The sequence below is a fragment of the Streptomyces sp. NPDC057137 genome (assembly GCF_042670825.1).
In the GTDB taxonomy this organism is placed as follows: Bacteria; Actinomycetota; Actinomycetes; order Streptomycetales; family Streptomycetaceae; genus Streptomyces.
Genome location: NZ_JBHUUW010000055.1, coordinates 1 through 19,256, shown reverse-complemented (window position 1 = coordinate 19,256; position 19,256 = coordinate 1). Strand labels below are relative to the sequence as shown.

Annotated in this window: 12 protein-coding genes, 1 tRNA gene and 1 rRNA gene; 2 read left to right on the top strand and 12 right to left on the bottom strand. The window is 69.3% G+C overall.

The window, feature by feature from the left end:
- Positions 1-23: 23 nt before the first annotated feature.
- Positions 24-776: a DNA-formamidopyrimidine glycosylase family protein gene (locus ACFT9I_RS31085; protein WP_382569739.1), complete on the top strand. Its 753-nt coding sequence runs from the start codon at positions 24-26 to the stop codon at positions 774-776.
- Here ACFT9I_RS31085 and ACFT9I_RS31080 read toward each other — a convergent pair.
- From ACFT9I_RS31080 to ACFT9I_RS31035, 10 genes are all read right to left on the bottom strand, one after another.
- Positions 737-1,003: a hypothetical protein gene (locus ACFT9I_RS31080; protein ID WP_382569737.1), complete on the bottom strand. Its 267-nt coding sequence runs from the start codon at positions 1,001-1,003 to the stop codon at positions 737-739. The genes ACFT9I_RS31085 and ACFT9I_RS31080 overlap by 40 nt on opposite strands.
- A 143-nt stretch (positions 1,004-1,146) precedes the next feature.
- Positions 1,147-1,617: a Dps family protein gene (locus ACFT9I_RS31075; protein WP_382569735.1), complete on the bottom strand. Its 471-nt coding sequence runs from the start codon at positions 1,615-1,617 to the stop codon at positions 1,147-1,149.
- A 207-nt stretch (positions 1,618-1,824) separates the two neighbouring features.
- A complete protein-coding gene (locus ACFT9I_RS31070) occupies positions 1,825-2,208 on the bottom strand; it encodes a helix-turn-helix transcriptional regulator (RefSeq protein ID WP_354607356.1) in 384 nt (127 codons plus the stop codon).
- 109 nt (positions 2,209-2,317) lie between these two features.
- Positions 2,318-2,872 carry a CinA family protein gene (locus ACFT9I_RS31065; protein WP_382569793.1) on the bottom strand — a complete coding sequence of 185 codons (555 nt, stop codon included), beginning with the start codon at positions 2,870-2,872 and terminating at the stop codon, positions 2,318-2,320.
- Between the two features lie 74 nt (positions 2,873-2,946).
- On the bottom strand, positions 2,947-3,612 hold the full coding sequence (pgsA, locus tag ACFT9I_RS31060) for a CDP-diacylglycerol--glycerol-3-phosphate 3-phosphatidyltransferase (protein WP_382569733.1): 666 nt from the start codon (positions 3,610-3,612) through the stop codon (positions 2,947-2,949).
- Positions 3,609-5,147: a 30S ribosomal protein S12 methylthiotransferase RimO gene (gene rimO / locus ACFT9I_RS31055; RefSeq protein WP_382569731.1), complete on the bottom strand. Its 1,539-nt coding sequence runs from the start codon at positions 5,145-5,147 to the stop codon at positions 3,609-3,611. The genes pgsA and rimO overlap by 4 nt, the downstream gene beginning before the upstream one ends.
- Before the next feature lie 163 nt (positions 5,148-5,310).
- Positions 5,311-6,165, bottom strand: coding sequence for a helix-turn-helix domain-containing protein (locus ACFT9I_RS31050; protein WP_382569729.1), 855 nt, complete (start codon positions 6,163-6,165; stop codon positions 5,311-5,313).
- 210 nt (positions 6,166-6,375) lie between these two features.
- Entirely contained in the window at positions 6,376-9,264 is a 2,889-nt protein-coding gene (locus ACFT9I_RS31045; RefSeq protein WP_382569727.1) for a DNA translocase FtsK, read from the bottom strand.
- Between the two features lie 219 nt (positions 9,265-9,483).
- On the bottom strand, positions 9,484-10,149 hold the full coding sequence (locus ACFT9I_RS31040; RefSeq protein WP_382569726.1) for a two-component system response regulator: 666 nt from the start codon (positions 10,147-10,149) through the stop codon (positions 9,484-9,486).
- Positions 10,150-10,428: 279 nt separating this feature from the next.
- The gene (locus ACFT9I_RS31035) at positions 10,429-15,978 is read right to left on the bottom strand and encodes a HAMP domain-containing protein (protein ID WP_382569725.1); all 5,550 of its coding nucleotides are present in this window, start codon (positions 15,976-15,978) and stop codon (positions 10,429-10,431) included.
- 287 nt (positions 15,979-16,265) lie between these two features.
- Here ACFT9I_RS31035 and ACFT9I_RS31030 point away from each other — a divergent pair, with 287 nt between their 5' ends.
- Positions 16,266-18,917 (top strand): SpoIIE family protein phosphatase, encoded by a 2,652-nt coding sequence (locus ACFT9I_RS31030; protein WP_382569724.1) that lies wholly within the window; start codon positions 16,266-16,268, stop codon positions 18,915-18,917.
- A gap of 64 nt (positions 18,918-18,981) precedes the next feature.
- Here the strand turns inward: ACFT9I_RS31030 and ACFT9I_RS31025 are convergent.
- Positions 18,982-19,057: transfer RNA gene (locus ACFT9I_RS31025), tRNA-Thr, on the bottom strand.
- A gap of 111 nt (positions 19,058-19,168) precedes the next feature.
- Positions 19,169-19,256, bottom strand: a 5S ribosomal RNA gene (gene rrf, locus ACFT9I_RS31020); the annotation flags it as partial.

Here is a 19,256-nt window from a genome sequence, read left to right as displayed (position 1 = left end):
AGCATCTCGCGCATGATGGAAACATGCCCGAAGGTGACACCGTCCTGCAGACCGCCCAGCGCCTGCACACCGCCCTCGCCGGGCGGGTCCTGACCCGGTCCGACCTCCGCGTCCCCCGGTTCGCGACCTCCGACCTCACCGGCCGGACGGTCCTGGACGTCACCCCGCGCGGCAAGCATCTCCTGACCCGCGTCGAAGGCGGCCTCACCCTCCACTCACATCTGCGAATGGACGGAGCCTGGCGGGTGTACGGCCCCGACGAGCGCTGGCGCGGCGGCCCCGGCCACCAGATCCGGGCGATCCTCGGCAACGCCGAACGCGTCGCCGTCGGCTACCGGCTCCCCGTACTGGAACTCCTCCGCACGGCGGACGAGGAGAGTGTGGTGGGCCACCTGGGCCCGGACATCCTCGGGCCGGACTGGGACCCGGAGACCGCCCTGCGCAATCTGCTCACCGACCCGGCGCGCACCATCGGGGAAGCACTGCTGGACCAGCGCAATCTCGCGGGCATCGGCAACGTTTTTCGGTGCGAGACCTGTTTCCTCACCCGCGCCACCCCCTGGCTGCCCATCGGGGACCTGCCGGCCCCCGAGCGGCTGGTGACGGCCGCGAAGAAGCTCCTGGAGGCGAACCGGGAGCGGTCACGCCGCCATCTGTACGTATACGGCCGCGGCGGGCTCCCCTGCCGCCGCTGCGGCACCCCCATCAGCAAGACGACCGACGACGAGCGCCCCGTCTACTGGTGCCCCCGCTGCCAGTTGGGCCCCGTGCCCTGAGAACCGCCCGGGTCGTCCCCCTCGACCGCCGCGACGGCGCCCTTCGCGGACCTCACCGACGTACGGGCCGCCGCGTGCACCGGCAGCAGGCTCAGCCCCCAGCCGCCCGCGGCCACCGCCCCCTCGATGACCCCGGCGTGCTCGGGCGCCAGCGCGAGCCGCAGTACGGCCCACCACCAGAGCCCGCCCAGAGCGAGAACCGGCAGAAGGATCCGTCGCCGTGCCATGGCCGCCTCCTCAGACCGACGCTAGACCGGCCCGCGTATCCGGCGAAAGGGCGCATCGAAGCAGTGCACCGCGCGCGTCCGACCCTCGCCTCGGCACACCGCGTAAAACACCCGCACCTGTCCCCGCACCCAGCTCACGCGCCCTACGCGCTCTCCGCCTGGAACATCCAGGCATGCTTTTCGAGATCGGCCGTCAGTCCGATCAGGATGTCCTGGGTGATCGGGTCGGGCTTGTCGGTCACGCTGATCCGCTCACGCATGCGAACGATCACCGCGCTGAGACCGTCCACCAGCGTCCGTACGGCGTCCGTGTCCTTGATCCAGCCGCTGGGGACGGTGCCGATGGCGCTCTGCGCCGCGACCGTCGCCGCGCGGCCGTCCGGGGTCACGCCGATCGCCGAGGCCCGTTCCGCCACGGTGTCGGAGTGCTGCCGGGCCGTGGTGACGACCTCGTCGAGCTGGAGGTGTACGGACCGGAAGCGCGGCCCGACGATGTTCCAGTGCACCTGTTTGGCCACCAGCGAGAGATCGAGCAGATCCACTAGCGCGCCCTGCAGGGCCTCGCCGACCAGCTTCAGATCCGCCTCGGGCAGTGAGCTCTTGACGACAGACATGGGGGCGTCCTCCAGTTCCATTCACACGTAAGCCCACCATGGCACAAGACCCCAAAAGGATCATTTCGGGGAAATCGGTGAAATTCAGAACCGGACCATCGCCCCGTCGAGCGGAAACGGGCGGAAACAGGCGGAAACAGGCAAAGCAGAAGCCCCGGCCGGTCACTGGGACCGTCCGGGGCTCAGGCCTCGGTCACGCCGTACGGATCAAGCGGCGACGACATCCACCGCTTCCGCAGGCGCCTTGATGGTTACCCGCTCCGTCGGCACACCTGCCACCGACGTCACGGAGACGGAATTGAGCATCGGACGTACCGCCGCGGGCACCGGCTCACTGGCCGCTGCGGACGCGGCCAGCTCGGCCAACGACAGTTCGTCGCTCACTTCGCGCATGAGCTCGGACATCCGTACGTCAAGCGCGTCGCAGATAGCGGAGAGCAGCTCGGAAGAAGCCTCCTTCTGCCCCCGCTCCACCTCGGAGAGATAGCCGAGCGAGACTCGGGCGGACGAGGAGACTTCGCGCAGAGTACGGCCCTGGCGCTGGCGCTGCCGACGCAGTACGTCACCAAGCAGGCGACGGAGCAGAATCATCGGTGGCTCCCTCCTCGGACCGCGTAGCCGCATCCTTCTCGCCCCACCGTACCGCCTCGCGCCGCGGCCGTGCGGGGAGCGATGTCGTGTTCACTCAGGGCTGCAAACATCAAGTCCCCCCGTTCCGTTCCGTATCCTGTGTCCGCCCGTTCCCGGTCAGTTCGCCGGAGAGCAGTTCCAGCACGCTCCGTACACTCTCTCTACGGATTTCCGCCCGGTCACCGTTCAACCGCAGTGCGGCCACTTTCTCGGCGCCGTCCGGACCGCTCACCGCCACGTAGACGGTGCCCACGGACTGTCCGTCCTGTGGGTCGGGGCCCGCGACCCCGGTGGTCGCGATGCCCCAGCCGGCGGCCAGTACGCCCCGTACGCCGACGGCCATCTGCCGTGCGACCTCGGGATCCACCGCGCCACGCTCGGCCAGAAGTGTTCCGTCCACGCCGAGGACGTCGCGCTTGACGTCCGTCGCGTAGGCCGTGATTCCCCCGCGAAGCACCCTTGAGGCGCCGGGGACGGAGGTCAGTTCCGCGGCCACGAGACCGCCGGTCAACGATTCGGCGACCGCCAGAGTCGTTCCTCGCCGTACGAGCAGATCCAGTACCCGGGCTGCGACGTCCCTTAGTACAACGTCGGAGGCGGCCGCATCCTTCCCGGCGTCCGGCACGGCCCCCGCACCGCCCTCCGTCCCGAACGTCCCGGAACTCCCGGAACTCCCGGACGTCCCGACCCTCCCGAAGGTCACGAAGCGCGCTCCGCCCGGTCGGTCTCGGCCGCCAGGCCCGACCTCCGTAGGACGATCGCCTGGCGCACATAGTCCAGGCCGGTCAGTACGGTCAGCACGACCGCGACCGCCATCACCCAGAACCGCAGCGTCGCCAGCGGCCCCGTCAGCGCCAGCACGTACATGCCGACCGCCACGCCCTGCGCCAGCGTCTTCATCTTGCCGCCGCGGCTGGCCGGAATGACCCCGAGCCGGATCACCCAGAACCGCATCAGCGTGATCCCGAGCTCGCGGAAGAGAATGACCCCGGTCACCCACCACGGCAGATCCCCCAGCACGGAGAGACTGACCAGTCCCGCCGCCATGATCGCCTTGTCGGCGATCGGGTCGGCGATCTTCCCGAAGTCGGTGACCAGGTTGTACGTACGGGCCAGATGCCCGTCGAAGATGTCGGTGATCATGGCCACGGCGAACGCGGCCCACGCCCAGGCGCGCCAGGCCGGGTCGTACCCGCCGTCCTGGAACAGCAGCGCAACGAAGGCCGGTACGAGCACCAGCCGCATCATGGTGAGGATGTTGGCGATGTTCCACACGCTGGCCTGATTGACGGCCGCAGCCCCCAGCTTGCCGCCGGGCACCGGCCTACCCTGGCCGCCCTCGGCCGATGCCGGGACTCCGGTCATCTGGCTGCCTCCTCGCCGGCGCTCCGGGGCTCGTCCCCGGTGAAGCCGCAGTACTCGGCCACCAGGTCCACGCCCTCGGTGCCGACCACCTTTGCCTCGACCATACGACCGGGACGCAGGCCCTCGCTCGACGTGAAGATCACCTGGCCGTCGGTCTCGGGCGCCTGGTGGGCCGCCCGGCCCACGGCGGGCTCCTCATCGTCGTCCGAGGAGTCGGAGACGGACTCCACGAGCACCGTCAGGGTCTCCCCCAGGCGCTCCTCGGCCCGCTGCGAGGTCAGCTCGTCGGCCAGCCGCGACAGATGCGCCAGCCGCTCGGCCACGACGTCCTCGTCCAGCTTGTGCTCGTACGTCGCCGCCTCGGTGCCGTCCTCGTCCGAGTAGCCGAACACACCGATGGCGTCGAGCCGCGCGCCGGTGAGGAACCGTTCCAGCTCGGCGAAGTCCGCCTCGGTCTCGCCCGGGAAGCCCACGATGAAGTTGGAGCGCACACCCGCCTGCGGGGCCTTGCCCCGGATCGTCTCCAGCAGTTCCAGGAAGCGGTCGGTGTCCCCGAAGCGACGCATCGCGCGTAGCACGGAGGGCGCGGAGTGCTGGAAGGACAGGTCGAAGTACGGGGCGACGCCCGGCGTCGACGTCAGGACGTCGATGAGTCCGGGGCGCATCTCGGCGGGCTGGAGGTAGCTGACCCGTACGCGCTCGATCCCGTCGACCGCCGCGAGTTCGGGCAGCAGCGTCTCCAGGAGGCGGATGTCGCCGAGGTCTTTTCCGTAGGAGGTGTTGTTCTCGGAGACGAGCATGACCTCCTTGACGCCCTGCTCGGCCAGCCAGCGCGTCTCACCCAGTACGTCGGAGGGGCGGCGCGAGATGAAGGAGCCGCGGAAGGAGGGGATGGCGCAGAAGGTGCAGCGCCGGTCGCAGCCGGAGGCCAGCTTCACGGAGGCGACGGGGCTGTTGTCGAGACGCCGGCGCAGCGGGGCGCGCGGACCGGAGGCCGGCGCGAGCCCCTGGGGCAGGTCGGCGGGAGCGGGGATGACCACCTCGGTAGGAGGAGGCGTCGCCTCGGCACCGTGTCCGGGCAGGGCCACACCGGTGGCGCCCTGGCGGTCGGCCGGGCTCAGCGGGAGCAGCTTGCGCCGGTCGCGGGGCGTGTGCGAGGCGTGGATACCGCCGTTGAGGATGGTCTGGAGGCGGTCCGAGATGTCGGCGTAGTCGTCGAATCCGAGTACGCCGTCCGCTTCGGGGAGCGATTCCGCGAGTTCCTTGCCGTAGCGCTCGGCCATGCAGCCGACGGCGACGACGGCCTGGGTTCTGCCGTGATCCTTCAGATCGTTGGCTTCCAGCAGGGCGTCGACGGAGTCCTTCTTGGCGGCTTCGACGAAGCCGCAGGTGTTGACGACGGCGACGTCCGCGTCGGCGGCTTCCTCGACGAGCTCCCAGCCGTCCGCTGCCAAGCGGCCTGCAAGCTCCTCCGAGTCCACCTCGTTACGGGCGCAGCCAAGCGTGACAAGGGCGACGGTGCGGCGTTCGGGCATGGGCTCAAGACTACTTTGTCCTGGCCGCCCTCCTGCCGTGCAGGGTTGTCCGGCCCGTCCGGGGACCGCGGGCCGCTCCCCGACGGCCCCCGCGCGTCTCCCGACGACTACTCACCCGATGCCCGCCGACGCCTTCGGATCCCGCCCGGCGCCGGCCGCGGCATCAGCCCGCCTCGGGGTCGCCCTTCGTGTACGACGGCCGCTCGACCTGGCCGGGCTTGAAGTCCTTGTCGACCTGCTTGCCGTTGACGAAGATGTCGATGACCCCGGCGTTGCCGAGGATGAAGTCGATCTGCTCGTCGTCCTGGAAGGTCTTGGACTCACCCTTGAGAAGCAGTCCGTCGAAGATCAGTTCACCGTTGGGGGACTTGGCGGAGATCCAGCTCTTGTCCTCGACAGCGGAGAGCTTGACGGTCACCTTGTCGGCCGGGGCCGCGGCGATGGCGCTGTCCGACGGGTCGGGCTTCGGGTCGGCGGGCTTCGTGGTGCTCGGCTCGGAGGTCGTCTTCTCGGGCGCCGGGCCTTCGGCGATCTGCTTGCCCTGGCCCTCCTCCTCGGTGCCGTTGAACATGGTGAAGCCGACGAAGCCGATCACCGCGACGATCGCGGCGACCATGGCCGCCGTCCAGTTGGGACGGCGCCGCTCCGGACGGATGCGCTCGGCCTCGAAGAGCGGGGCCGCGGGCGTCGGCGCGGGGCGCCCGCCGTGCTCGGAGTCGTACTGCCCGACAAGAGGTTCGGGGTCGATCCCGACGGAGCGCGCGAGCGTGCGGATGTGGCCGCGCGCGTAGACGTCGCCGCCGCAGCGCGAGAAGTCGTCCTGCTCGATCGCTTGCACGATGGGAACGCGCACCCGGGTGGAGGCGCTGACCTCTTCGATGGTCAGACCTGCGGCGGTGCGTGCTTGCTGGAGGACGTGACCGACCGAAGGCTTGTCCTCTTCGGTCGCGGGCCGCTCGTCCTCAGCGGGGTCGACGGCGGAAGGCTGGTCGTCTTCGGGGGAGTTGCCGATGGACACGGGAGTGCCTTTCGAGCGTGTAGCCACCTGCTGGAAGTTCAGTCTATGGGTGGTACGAAAGGGTGGGGCAACCGGGCGGACGCACTTTGTACGCCATCTGAATGGCCGGACGGCGTGTCGGCGGGACACCGAGGTGTCTCTCTCTCCACGTTGACGTCCGACCGGGGGAAAGGGTTGCTCCAGATATCCCTCGGATCGCTTCAGGTTCCGTCAATTTCCGTCAGCTCCTTCGGGAGCGGGCTCACCGCGGATGACGGCGATGACTCCGTCCAGCTCGTCTGCCTTCACCAGCACATCACGCGCCTTGGAACCCTCGCTGGGACCGACGATGTTCCGCGATTCCATCAGATCCATGAGCCTGCCCGCTTTGGCGAAACCCACGCGCAACTTGCGCTGAAGCATGGATGTCGAACCGAATTGCGTGGAGACCACCAACTCGGCCGCCTGGCACAGCAGATCGAGATCGTCGCCGATGTCCTCGTCGATCTGCTTCTTCTTGGCCGCGCCGACGACGACGTCCTCCCGGAAGACCGGCGCCATCTGATCCTTGCAGTGCTGGACGACGGCCGCGACCTCCTCCTCCGTGACGAAGGCGCCCTGCATACGGGTCGGCTTGCTGGCCCCCATGGGGAGGAACAGTCCATCGCCCTTGCCGATCAGCTTCTCGGCGCCGGGCTGGTCGAGGATGACCCGGCTGTCGGCGAGCGAGGAGGTCGCGAAGGCGAGCCGGGAGGGCACATTCGCCTTGATCAGACCGGTGACGACGTCGACCGACGGGCGCTGGGTGGCGAGCACCAGATGGATACCGGCGGCGCGGGCCAACTGGGTGATGCGGACGATCGCGTCCTCGACGTCGCGCGGCGCGACCATCATCAGGTCGGCCAGCTCGTCCACGATCACCAGCAGGTACGGATAGGGCGTCAGCTCGCGCTCGCTGCCCTCGGGGGCCTTGACCTTGCCCTTGCGTACCGCCTGGTTGAAGTCGTCGATGTGGCGGTAGCCGTACGCCGCGAGGTCGTCGTACCGCAGGTCCATCTCCCGCACGACCCACTGGAGCGCCTCGGCGGCCCGCTTGGGGTTGGTGATGATGGGCGTGATCAGGTGCGGGATGCCCTCGTACGCCGTGAGCTCGACCCGCTTGGGGTCGACGAGGACCATCCGGACGTCCTCCGGGGTCGCCCTGGCCATCACCGAGGTGATCAGACAGTTGATGCAGGAGGACTTGCCGGATCCGGTGGCACCGGCGACCAGCAGGTGCGGCATCTTGGAGAGGTTGGCCATCTCGTAGCCGCCCTCGACGTTCTTGCCGAGCGCGACCAGCATCGGGTGGTCGTCCTCGGCGGCGTCGGCGAGCCGCAGTACGTCGCCGAGGTTGACCATCTCCCGGTCGGAGTTCGGGATCTCGATGCCGACGGCGGACTTGCCGGGGATGGGGCTGATGATCCGGACGTCGGGGCTGGCCACGGCGTAGGCGATGTTCTTGGTGAGGGCGGTGATGCGCTCGACCTTCACGGCCGGGCCGAGCTGGACCTCGTAGCGCGTGACGGTCGGTCCCCGGGTGAAGCCGGTGACGGTCGCGTCGACCTTGAACTCCATGAAGACGTTGGTCAGCGAGTCGACGACCGCGTCGTTGGCGGCGCTGCGGGTCTTGCCGGGGCCGCCCCGTTCCAGCAGGTCCAGGGACGGCAGGGAGTAGGTGATGTCGCCGGCGAGCTGGAGCTGCTCGGCGCGCGGGGGCAGCGGCCGGTCCTGCGCGGGCGGCGGCTTGGTCAGGTCGGCCACGGCACCGGGCAGCGACTGCGCCGCCGCGGCGCCACGTGGCTCCGGCTCGCGCGCCGTGGGTACGGAGCGCTCCCCCGGCCCGGCCGGTGACCCCGCGCCCGACCGGCTGCCGGGCCCGCGCGTACGCTCCCCCGGCCGTGCCTTCGCGGCGTCGCGCGTGCGGTCGGCCGAGACGCCCTGGGTGAGGTCGGCGACGATCGGCGAGGGCGGCATCCCGTTGAGTACGGCTCCGTCCAGCGCCGCGGCGGCGGCCGCGGCCACGTCGACGGCGTCCATGGGCCGGTCGTGGCCGGGCTGCACCGACTGCCTGCGCGGGCGCCGGCGGCGTACCAGCGCCTCGGCCTCGGCCCGGTCGGGGTCGTACTCGTCGGGCGCCTCGCTACGCCGCGCCCCGGAGCGGCGCGCGCGTGCGGGCAGGGCCTCACGCCACTGGTCGTCGTACCGCTCGTCGTCGCCGTCGTACTCCCGCTCGTGCTCCTCGTCGTCGCGGTCGGCCGGGGCGGGATCGAGGATGCCGAGCCGGACACCGAGCTGGCGCAGCCGCTGCGGGATGGCGTTGACGGGCGTCGCCGTGACGACGAGCAGTCCGAAGACGGTGAGCAGGACCAGCATCGGTACGGCGAGCACCTCGCCCATGGCGAAGATCAGCGGCATGGAGGCGGCCCAGCCGATGAGTCCGCCGGCGTCCTGCATCGCCTCCGTACCCGCGTCCCGGCCCGGCGAGCCACAGGCGATGTGCACGAGCCCGAGGACACCGATCACCAGCGCGGAGAGGCCGATGACGATGCGTCCGTTGGCCTCGGGCCGCTGCGGATACAGAATGAGCCGGACGGCGACGGCGCCCAGCAGTATCGGGACGAGCAGGTCGAGCCGGCCGAAGGCGCCGGTGATCAGCATCTCGACGAGATCGCCGACCGGGCCTCGCAGGTTCGACCACGTACCGGCGGCGACGATCAGGGCCAGCGCGAGCAGCAGCAGCGCGATGCCGTCCTTGCGGTGCGCCGGGTCGAGCCCCTTCGCGCCCCGTCCTATGCCGCGGAACATCGCGCCGACCGCGTGCGCGAGACCCAGCCAGAGGGCGCGTACGAGGCGGTAGACGCCGTTCGTCGGGGACGGTGCGGGCTTGGGTGCCGGTTTGGCCGCGGACTTCTTCGCGGGAGCCTTCTTGGCCGGTGCCTTCTTCGTAGGTGCTGTCTTCTTCGCCGCGGCCTTGGCGGCGGGGGCCGCCTTCTTCGCGGCACCGCTCGGACGGCCGGCACGCGGTTTCGCGGTGCCCGCCGTGCCCTGGGAACCCTTGCCGGACGTACGTGAGGCCATGGGGGTGAGGTTACCGGTGTGAAAGGCGACGGACACGTGTGCCCACCGCTTCACCCGTTCGTGTCGCCCACCGTCGGCCCGAAACTGACGCGCCCTCAGCCCTTCGAGCCGGACCCCGGGGCGGACTTCAGGCCGGACCTCGGGCCGAACTTCGGCCGGACCTCAGGACAGACCGAAACGGGCCGCCCACGGGCCCGTTGGAGCCCGGGACGTACCCGGTCAGTTCGGTGAGGGAAGCGGGGAGCCGCCTCCGCTGCCCGGCTCCAGGGCGTCCAGCGCCCGGCGGAGTCCGGTCAGTTTGCGCTCCAGATGTGCGGCCGTGGCGACGGCCACCGCGTCGGCGGACTCGTCGTCCAGCTGCTTGGAGAGCGCCTCGGCCTGCTCCTCAACTGCGGCGAGTCTGGCGGACAGTTCGGCGAGAAGACCCGCCGGCTCCTTGACCTCGCCCGCTCCCGCCAGTTGCAGCCTGAGCAGTTCGGCCTGCTCCTTCAACTGGCAGTTCTTCATGTACAGCTCGACGAAGACCGAGACCTTCGCGCGCAGCACCCACGGGTCGAACGGCTTGGAGATGTAGTCCACCGCGCCGGCGGCGTAGCCCCGGAAGGTGTGGTGCGGACCGTGGTTGATGGCCGTGAGGAAGATGATCGGGATGTCCCGCGTCCGCTCACGCCTCTTGATGTGCGCGGCTGTCTCGAAACCGTCCATCCCGGGCATCTGGACGTCCAGCAGAATGACCGCGAAGTCGTCCGTCAGCAGCGCCTTGAGCGCTTCCTCCCCTGACGATGCCCGCACCAGCGTCTGATCGAGCGCGGAGAGAATGGCCTCCAGCGCCAGCAGATTCTCCGGCCGGTCATCGACCAGGAGGATCTTGGCCTTCTGCACCATGGCCCGCCCTCCTCGCCCCGGCTGTGCACCGGGCGCCGCCCCAGGGGACGACTCCCTTACGCCGTCCGTCCTTGTGCCGGTCATGGTAGCCGCACCCCGCCTGTCGCCACACCCTGTCACCGCGATGTCACTGTGCACGTAGCAAAAACGTCACAGGAGCTCGGAAAGTTCCCCGATTACCTGTGGCCCACACGTGATCGGCCACAAGAACTCACCTTCTCCCACAGGTTCGCACAGCCGCCACTCACTTCTGAAGCCGCACCCGACATCACTTCCGTGTCACTTCTGCTGCATCCACTGCTCCATCACCGACAGAAGGTGATCGGGATCGACCGGCTTTGTCACATAGTCAGATGCGCCCGAGTCGATCGCCTTCTCCCGGTCGCCCTTCATCGCCTTCGCGGTGAGCGCGATGATCGGCAGCCCGGCGAACTGCGGCATCCTGCGGATCGCCGTCGTCGTCGCGTATCCGTCCATCTCCGGCATCATGATGTCCATCAGCACCAGCGTCACATCGTCGTGCTGCTCCAACACCTCGATGCCCTCACGGCCGTTCTCGGCGTACAGCACCGACAGACCGTGCTGTTCGAGGACGCTGGTCAGCGCGAAGACGTTGCGGATGTCGTCGTCCACGATCAGCACCTTCTCACCGCCGAACGAGAACGTACGCCGCTCCTCCGGAGCGTCCTGCGCGTCGGCCGCCCAGGACTCGTCCACCCCCGAACCACCCGACGGCCGCGAGCCGTTGGCCGTGCCGGCCGAGCCGTTCCCGGTGCCCGACAACCCGGACGGACCCCCTGGGCGCCCGGACAGCGAGTTCAGCTGCTCGGGACCGCCCAGGGCCTTGCGTCGGCGCCGGAACAGCGCCGCGGGCCCCGTACGGGCCTCCGAGGGGGCCGCGGGCCGGTCCAGCCGCGCCTGTTCCGGCGACAGGGCCGCGGAGTCGCTGTTGCCGCGCTGCGGGTCGATGCCCGGAGCCAGCTGCGGGTAGCCCTGCGGGGGCAGTTCACTGGCGTGCAGCGGCAGGTACAGCGTGAACGTCGAGCCGCGGCCCGGCTCGCTCGCCGCGTGGATCTCGCCGCCGAGCAGCCGGGCGATCTCCCGGCTGATGGACAGGCCCAGACCCGTACCTCCGTACTTACGGCTCGTCGTACCGTCCGCCTGCTTGAACGCCTCGAAAATCACCCGCATCTTGCTCGCCGCGATTCCGATACCGGTGTCGGTGACCGAGAAGGCGATCAGATCGGCGTCCGCGTCACGCAGCGAACCGGCCTCCAGCAGCTGCTCCCTGATCGCGTTGGGCACATCCGCCCCGGCGGGCCGGATCACCAGCTCCACGGCGCCCGTGTCGGTGAACTTCACCGCGTTGGACAGCAGGTTGCGCAGCACCTGGAGCAGCCGCTGCTCGTCGGTGTGCAGCGTCGCCGGCAGCTCCGGTGAGACCCGTACGGAGAAATCGAGCCCCTTCTCCGCCGTCAGCGGCCGGAACGTCGCCTCGACATAGTCGACGAGCTGCACGAGCGCGATCCGTGTCGGGCTGACGTCCATCTTGCCCGCTTCGACCTTCGACAGATCGAGGATGTCGTTGATGAGCTGGAGCAGGTCCGAGCCCGCGCCATGGATCGTCTCGGCGAACTCCACCTGCTTCGGCGAGAGATTCATCTCCGCGTTGTCCGCGAGCAGCTTCGCCAGGATCAGCAGCGAGTTCAGCGGCGTACGCAACTCGTGCGACATGTTCGCCAGGAACTCGGACTTGTAGCGCATCGACACCGCGAGCTGCTCGGCGCGCTCCTCCAGCACCTGCCGCGCCTCTTCGATCTCGGTGTTCTTCACCTCGATGTCGCGGTTCTGACGGGCCAGCAGCTCCGCCTTCTCCTCCAGCTCCGCGTTGGAGGACTGGAGGGCCTTCTGCCGGTTCTCCAGCTCCGCCGAGCGCTCCCGCAGCTGCTCCGTCAGCTCCTGCGACTGCTTGAGCAGCACCTCGGTCTTGGTGTTGACGCTGATGGTGTTGACGCTCGTCGCGATCATCTCGGCGATCTGGTTGAGGAAGTCGCGCTGGATCTGGGTGAACGGCTGGAACGACGCCAGCTCGATCACACCGAGGACCTTGCCCTCGAACAGCACCGGCAGCACGATCACGTACGCCGGTGACGCCTCACCGAGCCCCGAGGAGATCTTGAGATAGCCCGGCGGCACGTTGACCTGGATCGTGCGCTTCTCCTCGGCGGCCGTACCGATGAGGGTCTCGCCGGGCCGGAAGGAGGTCGGCATGGAACCGGCCGAGTAGCCGTAACTGCCGCGCATGCACAGCTCGTACGAGCCGTCGCGCCCGCCGCCCGTCCCCAGCTCGGAGCCGGTGCCGGTCGGCATGGCGAGGAAGAACGCGCCGTGCTGCGCCGCGACCACCGGCGTCAGCTCGCTCATGATCAGCGAGGCCACGTCGTCCAGGTCGCGGCGGCCCTGCATCAGACCGGAGATACGGGCCAGGTTGCCCTTGAGCCAGTCCTGCTCCTCGTTGGCGAGGGTGGTGTCACGCAGGTTGGCGATCATGGTGTTGATGTTGTCCTGGAGGACCTGGATCTCGCCCGCCGCGTCGACGTCGATCTTCAGATTCAGATCACCGCGGGTCACCGCGGTGGCGACGGCGGCGATCGCCCGCACCTGACGGGTCAGGTTGCCGGCCATCTCGTTCACCGACTCGGTGAGGTCGCGCCAGGTGCCGTCGACGTCCCTGACCCGGGCCTGGCCGCCCAACTGCCCGTCCGTGCCCACCTCGCGGGCCACACGGGTGACCTGGTCGGCGAACGAGGAGAGCTGGTCGACCATCGTGTTGATGGTGTTCTTCAGCTCCTGGATCTCACCGCGGGCGTCGATGTCGATCTTCTTGGTGAGATCGCCCTTCGCGATGGCGGTGGTGACCGTGGCGATCTGGCGCACCTGACCCGTCAGGTTGGACGCCATCGAGTTCACCGACTCGGTCAGGTCCTTCCATGTCCCGGAGACGCCCGGGACGCGCGCCTGGCCGCCCAACTCGCCCTCGGTGCCCACCTCGCGGGCGACTCGCGTCACCTCGTCGGCGAACGACGACAACGTCGTCACCATGATGTTGACGGTGTCGGCGAGCTCGGCGACCTCGCCGCGCGCCTCGACGGTGACCTTCTTCGTCAGGTCGCCGTTGGCGACGGCCGACGAGACCCGCGAGATGTTCCGCACCTGACTGGTGAGGTTGTTGGCCATCGTGTTGACGTTGTCGCTGAGGTCCTTCCAGATGCCGGTGACGCCCCGCACCCGCGCCTGGCCGCCGAGGATGCCCTCCGTGCCCACCTCGCGGGCCACGCGGGTCACCTCGTCGGCGAAGTTCGACAACTGGTCGACCATCGTGTTGACGGTCGTGACGAGGTCGAGGATCTCGCCCTTGGCGTCGACGGTGATCTTCTTCGACAGATCGCCCTTGGCGACGGCCGTCGTGACCTGGGCGATCTGCCGCACCTGGTCCGTCAGATTGCCCGCCATGAAGTTGACGGACTGGGTGAGGTCCTTCCAGGTGCCCGAGACACCTTGCACCTCGGCCTGACCGCCGAGCATGCCCTCCGTACCGACCTCGCGGGCGACCCGGGTCACCTGCTCCGCGAAGTTCGACAACTGGTCGACCATCGTGTTGAGGGTGTTCTTCAGCTCCAGGATCTCGCCGCGCGCGTCCACGTCGATCTTCTGCGACAGATCACCGCGCGCCACCGCCGTGGCGACCTGCGCGATGTTGCGGACCTGGGAGGTCAGGTTCCCCGCCATGCCGTTCACGGAGTCCGTCAGATCGCGCCAGACACCGGCGACGCCCGGCACCTGCGCCTGACCGCCGAGCCTGCCGTCCGTACCGACCTCGCGGGCGACGCGGGTCACCTGCTCGGCGAAGGCCGAGAGCTGGTCGACCATCGTGTTGATGGTGTTCTTCAGCTCCAGGATCTCGCCCCGGGCGTCCACGTCGATCTTCTGCGACAGATCACCGCGCGCCACCGCCGTGGTCACCTGGGCGATCTGCCGCACCTGGTCCGTCAGGTTGCCGGCCATGAAGTTGACGGAGTCGGTCAGCTCCTTCCACGTACCGGAGACGCCGTCCACCCGCGCCTGGCCGCCCAGCCTGCCCTCCGTACCCACGTCACGCGCCATCCGCGTCACCTGGTCGGCGAACGACGACAGCTGCGCCACCATCGTGTTGACGGTGTTCTTCAGTTCGAGCATCTCGCCCGCGACGTCGACGGTCACCTTCTGGGAAAGATCGCCGTTCGCGACCGCCGTCGTCACCTGCGCGATGTCCCGCACCTGGCCGGTGAGGTTACGGAACGCGGTGTTGACCGAGTCGGTGAGGTCCTTCCACGTACCCGCGGCGCCCGGTACCTCGGCCTGGCCGCCCAGTTGGCCCTCGACGCCGACCTCGCGGGCGACTCGCGTCACCTCGGAGCCGAACGAATTGAGCTGCCGCACCATCGTGTTGACGGTGTTCTTCAGTTCGAGCATCTCGCCGGCCACGTCGACGGTGACCTTCTGAGAAAGGTCACCGTTCGCGACCGCCGTCGTCACCTGGGCGATGTCCCGCACCTGGGTGGTCAGATTGCGGAAGACGGTGTTGACCGAGTCCGTCAGGTCCTTCCAGGTGCCCGCGGCGCCCGGCACCTGCGCCTGACCGCCCAGCACACCCGAGCCGCCGACCTCGCTTGCCACCCGTGTGACCTCGTCGGCGAACGTACGCAGCGTCTCGGTCATCTGGTTGATCGTCTCGGCGAGCTGCGCGACCTCGCCGCGCGCGCTGACCGTGACCTTCTGGGAAAGATCGCCGTTCGCGACGGCGGTGGTGACCTCGGCGATGCCACGCACCTGACTGGTCAGGTTGCCGGCCATCGTGTTCACCGAATCGGTGAGGTCCTTCCACACACCGGCCACGCCGGGCACGGTGGCCTGGCCGCCGAGTTCGCCCTCGGTGCCGACCTCGCGGGCCACCCGTGTCACCTCGGACGAGAACGACGACAGCTGGTCCACCATCGTGTTCACGGTGTTCTTCAGCTGAAGCATCTCGCCGGCCACATGCACGGTGACCTTGCGCGACAGATCACCCTTGGCGACGGCCGTCGTAACGAGAGCAATGTCACGTACCTGAGCCGTGAGCCGGTACGCCATCGTGTTGACGGAATCCGTGAGGTCCTTCCACGAACCCGACATACCCCGCACCTTGGCCTGACCGCCGAGCTTGCCCTCGGTACCGACCTCCAGCGCCACGCGCGTCACCTCGTCGGTGAACGCGGACAGCTGATCGACCAGGTTGTTGACGGTCCTGGCCACCTTCAGGAACTCGCCGCGCAGCGGGCGCTCCGTCCCCGCCGAACCCTCGGCGAAGTGCGAACGCAGCTCCATCCGCTGCTCCAGGTCACCCTCGGCGACCGCCGACAGCACCCGTCCGACCTCGGACACGGGGCGCGCCAGGTCGTCCACCAGCGCGTTCGACGCGTCGATGGCGGTGGCCCAGGACCCCTCACAGGCGCCCGTCTCCAGCCGCTCCGTGAGCTTTCCCTCACGGCCTACCATGCGCCGTACACGGGCCAGCTCGCCCGTGAGATGCAGATTCCGGTCCGCCACCTCGTTGAACACGGCGGAGATCTCCGCCATCACATCGTCACCGGAGACGGTCAGGCGTTTACGGAAGTTACCGTCGCGCATCGCCACCAGGGCCGTCAGCAGTCTGTTCAGAGCCGCCGCATCGACCTCGATGGCCCCGTTGTTCCGGGACCGTCCGCCTTTTGCGCGCGTGCTGTTGCCACGCGCCGCCACGCCAGACTCCACCGTGTCCCTCCCGCGGGGGTTGACCGTACTGACTGCTCAGACCTGTTTACTCGAACCGTCTCTGGAATCCTGCCCAGTGTTTCACCATGGCTGAACCTGGCGATAACAGTTCGGCAGCTTCGCATAGCGTCCCCACCCCCGGTGGGTGGAAACAGTGGTGACCGGCATCCACCCTCGCAGCGAAGGTAAGTAACCTGGCATCCGGCTGTCCAACCGTCCCGGTCTGCCCGGCGGGGGCGGTGTGGCGAACGTACTACCACCGGGCATCTGGAGGGCGGGGCCGCATCATGGCAGAGCCGGGCGTCGAGACGCGTACGAGGAGTTTTGTGATCACCGCGCGGGCGGCTGCCAGCTTCGACCCTGTCGGGCGGTCCGTCGCGACCGCCCGTGCCTTTGTCCGTGACACGCTCCAGGGGTGGGGCTACTCCGACGTCGTCGACGACGCCGTCGTTCTCACCAGCGAACTCGTCACCAACGCCGTCATCCACGCCGGCACCTCCGCGGATGTGCTCTGCCTCCGTACGGAGGACGGCGTCCGCGTCGAGGTGTCCGACCGCTATCCCGACCGCGAGGTCCCCATGCAGGGCACGGGGCTGTCACTGGGCAGCCCCGACCGGGAGAACGGCCGCGGACTGCTCCTCTGCGCGGCGCTGGCCTCCAGCTGGGGCGTCGACTACACCCCGACGCACAAGCAGGTCTGGTTCCAGCTCGACCTGCCCGACCGCCCCGTGGGCGCCCGGTCCGCCGGCCCCGTCATCCCGAACGCGCTCCTCCCCGTCACCGACGAACGGGTCAGGGTCGCCGTCGTCCAGATCGACAGGACCGGCGCCGTCTCGACCTGGAACGAGGACGCGGAACACCTCTTCGGCTACCCCGCCGACCAGGTCATCGGCAAACCCCTCACCGACTTCGCCGCCTGGCCGCACACACCGGGCATCGGCACGGGCATCGCCGAGGCGCTGCTGCTGTCGCGCTGGGAGGGCAGTTACGGAATCCGGGGCAGCGACGGCAGAGTCATCCCCGTGTACGCCTCCCATCTCCGGGTGCGCGACACCGAGGGCGAGCCGTCCACCGTCTGCCTCCTCGTACGCGACGACGAACGCGCCGTCATCCAGACCCCGCAGCGCGCCCCCGCCACCGAGGCGGGCGCCGAGAGCCGCACCGTGGACCCCTTCGAGGTCTTCATCGGCTCACCGGCGCCCGAGGACCTCGACGGCCTGCTCCAGCGCACCGTGGAGCGCGCACGCGACATGCTCGAAGGCGACTCCGCGTTCCTCCTGCTCGCCACCGACGACGAGACGGAGCTGGAGGTACGGGCCACCACCGGCCTCCCCTCGGCCCGGCAGCGCTTCGCCCGTGTCCCGGTGGAGGCCGGCACGGGGCGGTACGGCTCCGCCCGGATGCCCGCCGTCCACGAGGACCTCGCGATCGTCCCAGGCGCCGTCCCGCTGCTCAACGGCACCGGCATGCGCTCCGTCGTCACCGTCCCGCTCAAGGTCGAGGGCCGGCTCACCGGCTCGCTCGGCGTCGCTGCCGAATCGGCGGGCCGGTACTCCAACGAGGAGGCGCTGCGCCTCCAGTTCGCCGCCGACCGCATCGCCCTGGCCGTCGAGTCGGCCCGGCTCGGCGAGCTCGAACGCCTCCGGCGCGGTTCGCTCTCCTTCCTCGTCGAAGCCTCCGACCTGCTGGCCGGCACCCTCGACCGGGACCAGACGCTCGCGCTGATGGCCCAGATGACGGTGCCGACCCTCGCGACCTGGTGCGCCGTTTACACCATCGCCGACCAGGCGTCGGACCCGTACCTCTCCTACGTGCTGCACGAGGACGAGGAGCGCATCGACGGCCTGAAGGCCCTGCTCTCCAAGATCGACCCGCCCGAGCCGGTCCCGACTCCGGGCGCCCGCGTCTGGACCGGCCCGGCCGACGCGGCGCACCAGGCGGCGCTCCGTACGTCCATGAGGGAGCTGGGAGGGGCCTCCACGCCCGTCTCCTCCGGAATCGGAACCACGCTCGCCACGGCCGCCGCGGTGGGCGGAGAGACCGTCGTACTGCCACTGGTCGCCCGTAACCGCGTGATCGGGATGCTCACCCTCGGCAAGCCGTCCGACGACCACTTCCGCCAGGAGATCCTGGAACTGGCCGAGGACCTGTCCCGCCGAGCGGCACTCGCGCTCGACAACGCGCGCCTCTACTCGGAGCGCATGGCGATCAGTCAGTCCCTCCAACGCAGCCTGCTGCCGCCGGAGTTGCCGCAGGTGCCCAATGTCGAGGTGGAGGTCATCTACCGCGCGGCGGGCGAAGGCAACGAGGTGGGCGGCGACTTCTACGACCTCTTCCCCATCCGCGACGGCGCGTACGGCTTCGCCATCGGCGACGTCTGCGGTACGGGCCCGGAGGCCGCGGCGGTGACGGGCCTCGCCCGGCACGCGCTCCGGCTCCTCGCCCGCGAGGGATTCAGCGGGCCTGCGGTGCTGGAGCGCCTGAACGCGGCGATCCTCGACGAGGGCGCGCGCAGCCGCTTCCTGACGCTGCTGTACGGGGAGTTGTGGCCCCAGGAGGACGGCAGCGCCGTCCTCAAGGTCGTCTGCGCCGGCCACCCGCTGCCGCTGCGTCTGCGCCAGGACGGCACGGTGGAGGCGGCGGCGGACCCGCAGCCGCTGCTCGGCGTCATGGACGACCTGGAGCTGTACGAGCAGATGGTCACCCTCGACCCGGGCGACGTCCTCCTCTGTGTCACCGACGGCGTCACCGAACGCCGCGAGGGAACGCGGATGCTGGGCGACGACGGCCTCGTCGACGTACTGACGGGCTGTACGGGCCTCACGGCCGGCGCCGTCGCGTCCCGCGTGCTGCGAGCGGTGGAGAGGTTCGCGGCGGAACCGGCGTCGGACGACATGGCGATCCTGGCGATGCGCGTGCCGGAGCCGCAGAAGAACTGACGGATCGACGGACGTCGGACAACGAAGAAGGGCCCCGCCATCAGGCGGGGCCCTTCTTTCGTGCTGGAGCCCCAATACGGAATCGAACCGTAGACCTTCTCCTTACCATGGAGACGCTCTACCGACTGAGCTATTGGGGCGCGGCAACGAGAGAAAGCATACCCGAAGCGCCGCGTGCTGAAAACCTGGACATGAACGCAGAAATGCCTCAGCCCCTGGACGGTGAGGTCCGGGGGCTGAGGCTAAAGATTGTTCGGCGGCGTCCTACTCTCCCACAGGGTCCCCCCTGCAGTACCATCGGCGCTGAAAGGCTTAGCTTCCGGGTTCGGAATGTAACCG